10 protein-coding genes are annotated in these 12,040 nt (G+C 44.4%); 7 read left to right on the top strand and 3 right to left on the bottom strand.

Annotated features, from left to right (window positions below):
* Positions 1-17: 17 nt before the first annotated feature.
* Complete coding sequence (locus U6B65_05165; protein WRS28523.1) at positions 18-1,049, bottom strand: uroporphyrinogen decarboxylase family protein; 1,032 nt, start codon at positions 1,047-1,049, stop codon at positions 18-20.
* A gap of 365 nt (positions 1,050-1,414) precedes the next feature.
* A complete protein-coding gene (locus tag U6B65_05160) occupies positions 1,415-2,152 on the bottom strand; it encodes a GntR family transcriptional regulator (protein WRS28522.1) in 738 nt (245 codons plus the stop codon).
* Between the two features lie 540 nt (positions 2,153-2,692).
* Here U6B65_05160 and U6B65_05155 point away from each other — a divergent pair.
* Positions 2,693-4,126: a YdiU family protein gene (locus U6B65_05155; protein ID WRS28521.1), complete on the top strand. Its 1,434-nt coding sequence runs from the start codon at positions 2,693-2,695 to the stop codon at positions 4,124-4,126.
* 230 nt (positions 4,127-4,356) lie between these two features.
* On the opposite strand, the gene U6B65_05150 is transcribed toward U6B65_05155, so the two are convergent.
* Positions 4,357-4,866, bottom strand: a complete 510-nt coding sequence (locus tag U6B65_05150) for an HD domain-containing protein (protein WRS28520.1) — start codon at positions 4,864-4,866, stop codon at positions 4,357-4,359.
* Positions 4,867-5,310: 444 nt separating this feature from the next.
* On the opposite strand from U6B65_05150, the gene U6B65_05145 reads away from it, so the two are divergent.
* The 6 genes from U6B65_05145 (at position 5,311) to U6B65_05120 (ending at position 11,807) form a co-directional block, all read left to right on the top strand.
* Positions 5,311-6,075, top strand: a complete 765-nt coding sequence (locus tag U6B65_05145; GenBank protein ID WRS28519.1) for a LytTR family DNA-binding domain-containing protein — start codon at positions 5,311-5,313, stop codon at positions 6,073-6,075.
* 98 nt (positions 6,076-6,173) lie between these two features.
* Positions 6,174-7,406 carry an ATP-binding protein gene (locus tag U6B65_05140; protein WRS28518.1) on the top strand — a complete coding sequence of 411 codons (1,233 nt, stop codon included), beginning with the start codon at positions 6,174-6,176 and terminating at the stop codon, positions 7,404-7,406.
* A gap of 183 nt (positions 7,407-7,589) precedes the next feature.
* Positions 7,590-7,877: a putative quinol monooxygenase gene (locus U6B65_05135; protein ID WRS28517.1), complete on the top strand. Its 288-nt coding sequence runs from the start codon at positions 7,590-7,592 to the stop codon at positions 7,875-7,877.
* A gap of 366 nt (positions 7,878-8,243) precedes the next feature.
* Positions 8,244-10,274 (top strand): InlB B-repeat-containing protein, encoded by a 2,031-nt coding sequence (locus U6B65_05130; GenBank protein ID WRS28516.1) that lies wholly within the window; start codon positions 8,244-8,246, stop codon positions 10,272-10,274.
* A gap of 251 nt (positions 10,275-10,525) precedes the next feature.
* Positions 10,526-10,960 (top strand): Rrf2 family transcriptional regulator, encoded by a 435-nt coding sequence (locus tag U6B65_05125; protein WRS28515.1) that lies wholly within the window; start codon positions 10,526-10,528, stop codon positions 10,958-10,960.
* Between the two features lie 40 nt (positions 10,961-11,000).
* Complete coding sequence (locus tag U6B65_05120) at positions 11,001-11,807, top strand: class B sortase (GenBank protein WRS28514.1); 807 nt, start codon at positions 11,001-11,003, stop codon at positions 11,805-11,807.
* Positions 11,808-12,040 lie beyond the last annotated feature (233 nt).

The raw sequence follows: 12,040 nt of genomic DNA, 5'->3' as shown, positions 1-12,040 counted from the left end.
TACACCTCCTCAAAATTTTACGACTGGCTTAACACCGGTTGGCGCTCAACGGCTTTTCTAACTGCATGAAGGTTTTCTTTTGTGGTTTTGGGGTCGCATACACAGCCAGGGCCAATGATAAGCCCTCTGCCATCCACCATAGCAATGGCTTCCTGCACATGGGTGGTTACCTGATCGGGTGTGCTTCGGCGCAAAAAGCTGTCATAATCCAACACACCGTTGATAATGTTGGGAACTTCCTGTATGCCGCCCAGGAAGGTCTTGCATACAGTTTCTCTTGCCGTTTTCATATCAGGGGCCGTATCCCGGTCGTGCCAATTGAGGCAATTGCAGGGATACTGGCTGACTGTGTCGAACATAATGTTGGAGCCATGAATATGAATCACGTTAAACCATGTTTGATCTTTGTATGTATCAAGAACCTCCAAGTCATAGGGCTTGCAGAATTCGGCGTACATCAAATCGGTCATATAATCGTAGGTTGCGGTTTGGGTGGCAAAGAAGAAGCCGCTTACACCTGCTTCAATATTGGCCTTTACAAAGTTAACAGTTGTTTCTGTAATGGCACGCAGTGCCTGATGCACTTCGAGAGGGTGTTCCATCATATCCGCAAGTAGGCGGTTGCCGGCAAGCTTCTTCAGCGTTGTGGCAGGGCTGAAGATGGTCTGCAAAAATGGTGTGTTTGCAGCAACCACCTTTGAAAGATGCTGTGCAACCTGCAGTGTTTTGCCCCATGTGCCATAAGTGGCCGATAATGGCTCAATGCAGGTATAATCCCGCACATCCCGAATACCCGACTCTACAATAACAGGTTCTTTGTAGCAGTCGCAATATATTTTTATTTTTGCGCCCCAATCCTGTGTGCTGTAAGCACCAAAAGGCATCATTTTAATAAAGTCGAAATCATACTCCTCATTGTAAGCGGCCATTGCCTCCGCTAGAGAGCGAGGGTCCTGATCCACCTCTGAAAGGTGCATCCACACGTTACAGGGAACACGGTCGACTTCATCACCTGCAAGGGCTTTTCTGATACGTTCTTCTCTGGTCATAGCTCCTCCTTATATAGATATATTGACTATTTAATGTATATACATCTATACAACCTATATTAACATCTTGTTTTGCAATTGTCCAATAGTTTTTAGTTTATTATTGCCTAATTTTTAGCTCGTGTTTTTATTAATTATATATAATACACAATCGAAAAGCCTATCTCACCATAGATTCCATACAATGAGAAAGCAGTCTATGTTTATTCCCATAGTGAAAAATTGCCACGCAAACATGTAAGCGCGCAAAAATAGATCCCCTCATTGCTTTTCTGCATACGGGGTACCGTATCAAGCAGCGGGGGGATCGTTTTGTATTTTTGCATAGAGACGGCCGCTTCTATAGCATTGACTCAAAAAGAGGATTACTTGATAGCAAATGACATAAAAGGCTCAACTTCTGTGCCGTCAGGGGAAATGGTAAAGGTGGTGGAGAGGATTTTCTTCTGCTTGTCCAAAATATCGGTTTCCCAATAAATCAGAGAGCAGTCACCTTCGAATTTCAAATGATCGTTTTGCAAAAAAGAATACCGAGGGGTATTTATATAGATTTCCAGATAGGTGGGCTGGCATTCGCTGTGCTTTTCAAGGTATTTGTGCAGATAGCTTTTGCTGATTTCCTCTGGGTAGATCAGTACCTCACCAACCAAATCCAACGGTATATAGCTATAATCAATAGCCATCAGCTCGTTATCCCGGCGGATGGTACGAATGATTTCATACATCAGGGCATGCTCCTGCAAGTGGAACTTGCTCAGCAGCTCGGGATAGACCTCCACAATCCGAACCTGATCCAGATGATGCCGTTTGGGAGCCAGAGGGTTCAAACGCAGATTGTGCGAAAGCATTTTAGCCGAAGTGGGCAGATTCACAGGCTCGCAGACAAAGGTTCCCTTTCCCTTTTTGCGTTCCACCACACCGGTAATGGAAAGTTCCTTAATAGCCATATTGGCAGTGATTCTGCTGACAGAGAACTTCTGTGCCAATTCATTTTCGGAAGGAATTCTGTCTCCGGGAGTATAGATGCCCTGTTGAATGTTATCTAAAATAAAGTTTTGAATTTTCACATAATTTGGGACAAAATCCTCGGTCTTCGGTTCCATAGCAGTCTCCGTTCGTAAGGAATAATTGTTTGGATAAATTGAGTATAACAAAGTATTGGCTTGTTGGCAACGCCTCATTCCAGCTGTTTTGACCATACTTTGCTCATATGGGATGTGGGCATGGATGGTTGCCCACGGCAAACATCTTTTTATTTCACGGGTCCTCCGGACGGCAGGTATGGCTCGCTGCCAAGGGATATCGATACAGGCAAGCAAGCCGATTAAACCCATTATACCCCCGCTTTTCCAGAATAACAACATCCTGCTTGCACTTATAGAATGCGCAGGCAGAAGAGAAGGCGAATGTTTATTTAAAGTGGCATTAAAACAAGATTGCGGCTCTTGGCACCAAAACGGGGAAGCGCTGGACTATTTATTTCTCACTGCCTATAATAAACATGGGACAGTCCTTAAAGCTACAACGACTGATGAAATCTGTCGCCGCTGCCTACCAGGCAAGCGCTGTATTTAAAACATAAAAAATCAAATAGTGTAGATACTAGCAGTGTTGAGTATATCGCTTTTAGGGAGAATGGTAAATTGGAAAAGGTAGGTTGGAACTTTCATAATAGCTATAAAGAATTGCCAGAATTTTTCTACACAAAACAGCATCCCGCCATTGCGCCTGCCCCTAAGCTTGTTATTTTCAACCAAGTGTTGGCGCTTTCTTTAGGAGTACCCTTGCAGTTGGAGGTGTTTGCTGGAAATGAGATTCCAAAGGGAGCCGAGCCTTTGGCGCAGGCATATGCCGGGCATCAGTTTGGGTATTTCACTATGCTGGGTGATGGCCGTGCTATCCTTCTTGGCGAACAGATAACTCCTTCTGGGGAACGCTTTGATATTCAGCTTAAAGGTGCCGGGCTTACGCCATACTCCCGGGGTGGTGACGGACGAGCTGCTTTAAGCCCCATGCTGCGGGAATATATCATCAGTGAGGCAATGCATGCATTGGGAATTCCGACAACAAGGAGCTTAGCGGTCGTCACCAGCGGAGAAACGGTGAGGCGAGAAAAGGATCTTATCGGAGCGGTCTTAACACGTGTTGCAGCAAGCCATATTCGAGTAGGAACATTTGAATATGCTTCACAGTTTGGGACTGCAGAGAATGTCCGCGGCTTAGCCGACTATACCATAACACGCCATTTCTCAAGCCTTGCCGCTCTCGAGAATAAATATCTTTTGCTGTTAAAAGAAGTGATAAAACGGCAGGCATCTTTGATTGCCAAATGGCAATTGGTTGGCTTTATTCACGGTGTAATGAATACAGATAATATGGCCATTGGCGGTGAAACCATTGACTATGGCCCATGCGCATTTATGGATGCCTACCATCCGGCTACAGTTTTCAGCTCCATTGATATACATGGGCGCTATGCCTATGGAAATCAACCAAAGCTGGCCGCATGGAATCTAGCCCGTTTTGCTGAAACCTTGCTGCCCCTTTTGCACATTGATCCAAATGAGGCTGTCAGGCTTGGGCAAAAAGAGATTGCAAATTTTGAGAATCTATATCAGGCTCATTGGCTGTCGGGAATGCGTTCCAAGCTGGGGCTGTGCAACGAAGAAATTGAAGATAAAGTGTTGATCCAAGACCTCTTAAAGCTTATGGAGCAGTACAAGGCGGATTATAGCCAAACTTTTCAGTCGTTAACATTGGATAGAAACGATGGTCAGGCTTTGTTTGCCAGCCCCGAGTATCATCTTTGGAATCAGCGATGGAAAGAGCGCCTGAGCCGGCAACCAGAATCCAGGGAAGAAAGCAAAGTGCTTATGAAAAGCCATAATCCCGCCATTACCCCGAGGAATCATCGGGTTGAAGAAGTGTTGGCTGCTGCTGAAAATGGAGATTTCAGTAAAATGCATCAGCTCCTTCACGTTTTAGAGAATCCTTATGGATATACACCGGAGCAGGAAGAATTTTCACAGCCGCCCACACCTGAATTTTGTAATTATCAGACCTTTTGTGGAACCTGAGTCTGCTGATTGGGTTCCAGCCCTGTTATAGTTTGTTTTTTTCAGGGGGATAATCATTTTAGATGGTTGAAGGCGGTGTAATCAAAACCGAATAAAGCCTCATGCAAAGAGAGAAACCCTACAGATTCAAACTGAATGTGTAGGGTTTCTCTCTTTGCAATTGACCGGCCTAGTTGACGACATAAGCTTTTTAATGTGTTGGAAGGGCTTTTTTCGTCTTTCAGCGTGTGCTATTCACAGCTCTTTTCCCCAAACATATCATCCAGCAGGCGAATACCCGTTTGGGTTTTGAAGATTTTAGAGCGTACACTTTCCACAGCCGAATGGGGAGAGGCATCTTCGTAAAGATTCACAAGAAAATCGGCTTCCACAAGAATCTGATAATCCAGCCCCACCATGTTTTTATAGGTATGATGATGCCCGATCAAGTATTTTACACGCTCTATTTGCTCGTTTGAGTATCCGCCCACTTGGAGCATCAGCTTTTCGGCCTCGGCGGGGCCTTCTATTTCCTGATATTTTCCACTGCTGGAGCCATATTTCTGCTCGCTGATATGAATGCCAATATCGTGGAGAATTGCCGCCGTTTCAAGGATACACTGCATATCTTCTTCAAGGCTTTCCATCTTGCCAATGACAGCGGCCAAATTGTGCACTTTTATAAAATGCTGAATCCGCTTCGCATCTCCTTGATCATACTGGACCATGGCGGTCATGAGCTTTGCCGTTTGGATATCCACAATGCCTCACCCCTTATAATTGTATAGCATTAAAACCACAACGTGGTTTGAAACAGCGGCCATTTGCCGCTGACCGCCATAGGCGGTCTATACCGACTTCATACTCATATAACCTTTATCACCGCCATTTTAATACAATTCTGTTTTAAAAGCAAGAGCCGGTATAAAACTCTGGATAAAATAGAATAAATGGAGCAACACCCAAAGCCTGTTACATAAAAATGAAAATATTAGCACAAAAGCGTTGTGTATTCCGGGGCTGCATGGCATACTATTAGTATTCATAAAAATAAGGAATGTGCACTATACAGCTTTTAGTCAGTGTATTCTGTGCAGTAAATAAGAGGGGGAAATGCTATAGACTGGGGTTAAAGCCCATCCTATAGCAAGTTTAGGTCTGTGCAATGGCAGACTGCGAATTTCAACATAAAGGGTGTGTTATGTATGATGAAAATAGCGCTGTGCGATGATAACAATAAATGGATCAAACAATGTGCTGCATTGCTTCACGATATAGCCGAAAAGCATCAAATCAAAATGGAGCTTGCTTGCTTTAAAAACGGAGAATCCCTTCTGTTTCAATATGGAGATGCACCGGAGACTGTGGACATTATCTATTTGGATGTACTTATGGATAAAATGGATGGTATGGAAACCGCCCGGAAGCTTCGCAGCTGCGGCTGCAATGCACAGATCATTTTTTTGACCAGCTTTGAAGATTATGTATTCGAGGCTTTTGATGTACATGCCATACATTATCTGCTTAAAGAGGATACCAGCCAAGCCAAATTTGAGAGTGTATTTTTGCGAGCGGCGGAGCATGTTTCTCAAAAAGAGGAAGAACTGTTTAGCTATGCTTTTGATGGTAAAACAAGTGTCATTCCATTCCATGCTATCTCATATTTTGAGATTTGGCGAAGACTTGTAACAGTCCATTATGAAAGCGATAAAACAGCCGAGTTTTACAGCAGCATGGATAAATTGGAAAGAAACCTTGCCGATCATCATTTTGTGCGGCCTCATCGGGGTTTTTTGGTGCACCTGCCGTATATCTCTAAGTTTCAGGCCCAAAGCATTGTATTAAAAACGGGCGAGACGATACCGGTGGGAACCACTTATATGCAGCCTTTAAAAGAAGCCTTTGCCCAGTATATCAAACGGCTTCATATCTATAACAAGAATCTGCACAATGGAGAAAACAAGAGATGATGTATGTTTCAATTTTATTCACTCTTATATATTGCTCTTTGCTTGTGTTTTACTATAGGTCGCTTTTTCCTGCTTCCCGAATCCAGCTCGCTGCCTTTATGGCGGCCCTTTCCCTGATTGTGGTATCCTATTCTGTTTTTTATGCGCATGGCCTGCTTGTGCTGAATATGCCGGTTATTATAGTTATTATGATCATCGGGCTGCGTTTTTCCACCAGCATGGATTGGCTTCAGGCGGTATATGGCGGAGCCACCAGCATCCTGAGCGCTTATTGTTTTCGGGGTATCTTCACAGCCATCGGCGCTTTGATTTTTCGGGGGCGTGATCTATTATCCGATGCCGATGCATACTATGCCATTACCCTTGCCGCCCTTCCTGCTGCACTTCTTTCTTTTTCTGTTCTGCGCAGAACTATTTTCCCCGATCATAAGATGAAACGCTTTCTGAAAAACAGAGGCCAGCTCAAGACAATTGTGGCCTATGAAATGGTGGCGACGATTAATCTGGTGGCCATTAATTCAGGCCGACAATCTTCACCCAACAATTTGTGGTATGTGCAGGTTGCCCTTGGAGCCTGTGTATTGGCCTTAGGCATGCTTGTTTTTGCTATCTACCAATCGATTTACAGTGCAGAGCTTTTGGAATATCGGCTGCAAAGTGAGATGCTGGAACAGCAGTATAATCGGCAGCTGGCCCACTACAAGTCCTATCAGAAATACACCGAAAGTTTTCGGGCCTTTCGGCATGACTACAAAGCAATGATGGCATCGGTGAAGTCGCTGATCCGTGCAGGGGAAGCTGAAAAGGCAATTGCACTGGTTGATGATGTTTATGACGATATGCAGAAAAAAGTTCACCTTCACAAAAAGTATTCCGACAATGTAGTGCTGGATGCCATGCTGCAGGATTTGGCCAATCAATGTGCCGAAAAGGAAATAGAATTTTCCTTTCAGGTTTTTGCTCCCCGCAACACAGATTTGTCCAGGCTTAATGCAATTCGACTTTTTTCAAATCTTACCACCAACGCTGTGGAAGCCTGCGATAAGCTGCCGGTTTCAGAACGGTTTATGCATATTGTCAGTACCGCCGAGCCCTCGTGGGTGGTTCTGAAGGTTGAAAATTCCTACAACGGAGAAACTGTGGAGAATGCTGGAAAGCTGATTACCACCAAAGAAGAAAAAGACATGCATGGATTGGGCTTGGGTATTGTGAATGAAATTGCTGAAAATCTTGGCGGGTTTGTTTTATATGACATTGCTCCTGAAAACAAACTCTTTACGGTTCGGGTTTTTATTCCGCAAACAAAGGCCGATGATCACCCCGATGTGTGAATTGGCTTGCTTAACCGGCTGATTTGCGCCACCTGTTCTGTTTTGGGCGGATTCCACTTGGTTTTCTGGAATATTTTGGATATATAAAAAGTGTGCGGTTATATTGGGGTTGGAATTTGTGTTCGATAAGATACCCTACCCCCCAAACATAGAAAATATAGGTCATTGAAAGGAGTTTTTATCATGATCAAAGTAACAGCAGAGTTCGTATTGAAAGCGGGGGCTTATGAGAAAGCGATATCCATTGCAAATGAGCTGATTAAGCTGACCCGTTTGGAAAAAGGCTGTGTTGCCTACGATCTGGCAAAATCCAATGATGATGAAAATGTTCTTGTGATGTTTGAAACATGGGAATCACAAGCAGCATTGCAGAAGCATTCCGCATCTGCCCATTTTGCTGCGCTTGTTCCGGAATTTGCAGCCCTGTGTTCTGTGGCACCTGCTATCAAAACCTTTACTCAAGTTATCTAAAATTGGCTTTGCAAGCAAGCAGTATAAACGAGCCCGACGCCACCAAAATACCGGTGGTGTTGGGCTCGTTTTTTAGGTTTGAAATTGAAAAAATAAAAATATCATTCAATTCATCAATTCGTTACATGAACTCCTTCATTCATGACACAATCGCCATTTGGAGCAGATGCTTTATTATACTGTACCTGTAAAGGTCAACACTTCCCTGATACCGAAGGAGTGAGGCGGCATGGGCCGGAAATAAGCTTTCTACTGGTAGAAGCAACATTACTTTGCCCGTAAACAGGCGTTGTATGGATATGAGTATGAAGCTGGTATCAATTGTTAAAAACAACATTTAAACTTATGAAAAATTGTGGAGGAACTATGAAACAAAAAAAATATGGTGCAATAGGCAAGCTGGTCAGTCTTCTGCTGGTGCTTGTTATGGTTATGGGGATATTTCCCATTCAGGCCTTTGCGGAAGACGAAGACTGTATTGTGGCTTTTGATCCCGCTGATGGCACAGGATACAATGATTTTTACAAAGTGACCGTTGCTGCCGGGAGCACCGTGACAGACCAGCCCGAAGATCCTACCCGTAATGGCTATTTCTTTCAGGGATGGTACGCCTACTTAGATGAGAACCACAGCCCGGTGTTCTGGAATTTTGAAACGGATACTGTAACAGAAAATATGACCCTTTGGGCCGCCTGGGCCGCATGGGAAAAAGGCTGTATTGTGGCTTTTGATCCTGCTGATGGCACAGGATACAATGATTTTTACAAAGTGACCGTTGCTGCCGGAAGCACCATAACCGATCGGCCCGCAGACCCCACCCGTGACGGCTTTTTGTTCAAGGGATGGTATGCTTATTTGGATGGAAACGGCAGCCCAGTGTTCTGGAATTTTGAAACGGATACTATAACAGAGAATACAACCCTCTGGGCCGCCTGGGCCGCATGGGAAAAAAGTTATATTGTGGTTTTTGATCCAGCTGATGGCACAGAATACAATGATTTTTACAAAGTGACTGTTGCTGCTGGAAGCACCATAACCGATCGGCCCGCAGACCCCACCCGTGACGGCTTTTTGTTCAAGGGATGGTATGCTTATTTGGATGGAAACGACGGCCCAGTGTTCTGGAATTTTGCAACGGATGCTGTTACAGAGAACACAACTCTCTGGGCCGCCTGGGCCGCATGGGAAAAAAGCTATATTGTGGCTTTTGATCCCGCTGATGGCACAGAATACAATGATTTTTACAAAGTGACCGTTGCTGCTGGAAACACCATAACCGATCGGCCTGCAGACCCCACCCGTGATGGTTTTCTGTTCAAGGGATGGTATGCTTATTTGGATGGAAACGACAGCCCGGTGCTCTGGAATTTTGCAACGGATACTGTTACAGAGAATACAACTCTCTGGGCCGCCTGGGCCGCATGGGAAAAAAGCTATATTGTGGTTTTTGATCCAGCTGATGGCACAGAATACAATGATTTTTACAAAGTGACCGTTGCTGCCGGAAGCACCATAACCGATCGGCCCGCAGACCCCACCCGTGACGGCTTTTTGTTCAAGGGATGGTATGCCTATTTGGATGGAAACGACAGCCCGGTGCTCTGGAATTTTGCAACGGATACTGTTACAGAGAACACAACTCTCTGGGCCGCATGGGAAAAAAGCTATATTGTGGTTTTTGATCCCGCTGATGGCACAGAATACAATGATTTTTACAAAGTGACTGTTGCTGCTGGAAACACCATAACCGATCGGCCTGCAGACCCCACCCGTGATGGTTTTCTGTTCAAGGGATGGTATGCTTATTTGGATGGAAACGACAGCCCGGTGCTCTGGAATTTTGCAACGGATACTGTTACAGAGAATACAACTCTCTGGGCCGCCTGGGCCGCATGGGAAAAAAGCTATATTGTGGTTTTTGATCCAGCTGATGGCACAGAATACAATGATTTTTACAAAGTGACTGTTGCTGCTGGAAGCACCATAACCGACCAGCCTGCAGACCCCACCCGTGATGGCTTTTTGTTCAAGGGATGGTATGCTTATTTGGATGGAAACGACAGCCCAGTGTTCTGGAATTTTGAAACAGATACTGTAACAGAGAATACAACCCTCTGGGCTGCCTGGGAACCCGAGGGCGAGTCTGGATCCGGCGGAAACACTAAGCCGGGTGGAGGCACCGATACAAGCGGAAGAGATAAATCCGATCGTAAAGCTACGACTGTCGAAATGATTGAAATTGTTGAAGATAAAATCCCTCTTAGTTCAAATGAATTGGATGAGCTCCCCAATACCGGTGGAGACAGCCTGCGTTCTTTTTGGCTGTGGAGCGGTCTGGTATCGCTGCTGGGTATAACCATGCTGTTCACGGCAGGGAAGCGTAAAGCGGCACAATAAGGAATAAGGACTGTGGAGATAACCGATGAGCAAAATTGCCTTCGGTTATCCCCTTTTCAACAAAAATCTTTTCCGGTTATGAGAGGATATCTTAACCTAAGCGAGAAAAATTCGGAACACATCAATATAATTTCAGAGCATCGCAGAACAAATTACTGCCATTTTTCAGTATAATTATTTACTCGGATCTCTTTCCGAAGCAAACTACTGACAAATATATTGGAAAATCAGCATAGAAAGTAGTGAATCCCATGAAGCTTTATCTAACAACAGATTACGCAATTCGAATCATCCTTCACTTGGCACAGCATGACCCACGGCTATTGCCTGCGGCGGAAACAGCAAAGCGACTAGGCTTGACCTACAGCTATTTCAATAAGGTAGCCTCATCCATCAAGCAGGCCGGGTTTATTAAATCGGTGCAAGGGCCCGGAGGCGGTTATCGCTTGGCTCAAAGTGCAAAGGATATTACGCTTTATGATATTATCACCGCTGTGCAGGGCGATATCTGCATCAATCGCTGTCTGGGAAACGGCGGCATTTGCAGCCAATTTGGCAGCGGCACTGTTCAATGTTCTGTACATAGAGTGCTGGAAACGGTGCAAAATGATATCGTTCATTCCTTAAAAAAATACAGCATACAGGATATCTGCAAAATGACAGAACTTCAGTATGTGGAAGGATAATTGGGCAGCACATGAAAGGGAGGCAGAGCAAGATATTAATATGTCCAGTAAAAAGATATATACAGGTTTGCGCAATCTTCTGATTGTTGCTTTGGTTGCGATGCTTTCTTATTCGGCTGTTATTCTCCTATTCGATTATCGGCAACATGAGAGAGAAAAAGCAGCACTTGAAGATTTGGCTGGAATCGTAGAAAACAATAATCCGCCAATTCCCTCATCCGCTGCGGCGGCCGAAACAGCACAAAACGAGACAGAACCGCCAGAACCCACTGTGTTGGAGCAATATAGGCAACTCCATGAACAGAACCCTGATATGATTGGATGGATCAAAATAGCTGATACAGCGATCAACTATCCTGTTATGTATACAGCGGATGATTTTTATTTAAGCCATGGTTTTGACCGGCAGGAGGCCAAAAACGGCGTTCCCTTTGTTGATAAGCGCTGTTCTGTGGAGCCCTTTGGAACCAATACAATCATTTATTCCCACAACATGAAAAACAGCACCATGTTTTCAGAACTGCTCCTTTATAAGGATAAAGCCTTTTACAGCAATCATCCAACCATTCAGTTTGATACCCTATACAAAGCCCAGAACTATGACATTGTTGCCGTGTTTGAAAGCCAGGTCTATTTTAAGAATGATACCGTGTTCAAACATTATAATTTCTTGAATGCTGAAAGCGAAGAGTCATTCAATGCCTATATTGAGCAAATTAAGGCTCTTTCGCTCTACGATACAGGCGTTGACACAAAATATGGCGATGAGCTCATTACACTGATGACCTGCTCTTATCATATCGAAAACGGGCGTTTTGTTGTTGTAGCCAGAAGAGAACCTTCTTAAATATGGGGGCTTTCATCAAGAGTGCAGACTTTTGTCTGCACTCTTTTTATCGGCCCGCTTTTCATCTTGCCTCATGTATACAGAAGCTCCACTGCATTTTGGGAGAGCTGCTTTGAGGAACTGAAGGGTCTGAATGTCTATTTTAACTTTGGTTAAGAAAAATAGGGGATAGCTCCCATTGCTTTTTCTAAACAAAAGGCGAGTTGAGGATGCCATAATTGACATCCTCAACT

It is taken from the genome of Oscillospiraceae bacterium MB08-C2-2, assembly GCA_035621215.1.
Lineage (GTDB): Bacteria > Bacillota > Clostridia > Oscillospirales > Ruminococcaceae > WRAV01.
Note: the sequence above shows the minus strand (reverse complement) of the source record. Positions and strands in the feature narration are given on the sequence as shown.

Bases quoted from the DNA above. Each gene is read 5' to 3' on its own strand.
- U6B65_05165 (WRS28523.1), bottom strand. From the start codon at position 1,049: ATGACCAGAGAAGAACGTATCAGAAAAGCCCTTGCAGGTGATGAAGTC.
- U6B65_05160 (WRS28522.1), bottom strand. From the start codon at position 2,152: ATGGAACCGAAGACCGAGGATTTTGTCCCAAATTATGTGAAAATTCAA.
- U6B65_05145 (WRS28519.1), top strand. From the start codon at position 5,311: ATGATGAAAATAGCGCTGTGCGATGATAACAATAAATGGATCAAACAA.
- U6B65_05140 (WRS28518.1), top strand. From the start codon at position 6,174: ATGGCGGCCCTTTCCCTGATTGTGGTATCCTATTCTGTTTTTTATGCG.
- U6B65_05135 (WRS28517.1), top strand. From the start codon at position 7,590: ATGATCAAAGTAACAGCAGAGTTCGTATTGAAAGCGGGGGCTTATGAG.
- U6B65_05130 (WRS28516.1), top strand. From the start codon at position 8,244: ATGAAACAAAAAAAATATGGTGCAATAGGCAAGCTGGTCAGTCTTCTG.
- U6B65_05125 (WRS28515.1), top strand. From the start codon at position 10,526: ATGAAGCTTTATCTAACAACAGATTACGCAATTCGAATCATCCTTCAC.
- U6B65_05120 (WRS28514.1), top strand. From the start codon at position 11,001: ATGTCCAGTAAAAAGATATATACAGGTTTGCGCAATCTTCTGATTGTT.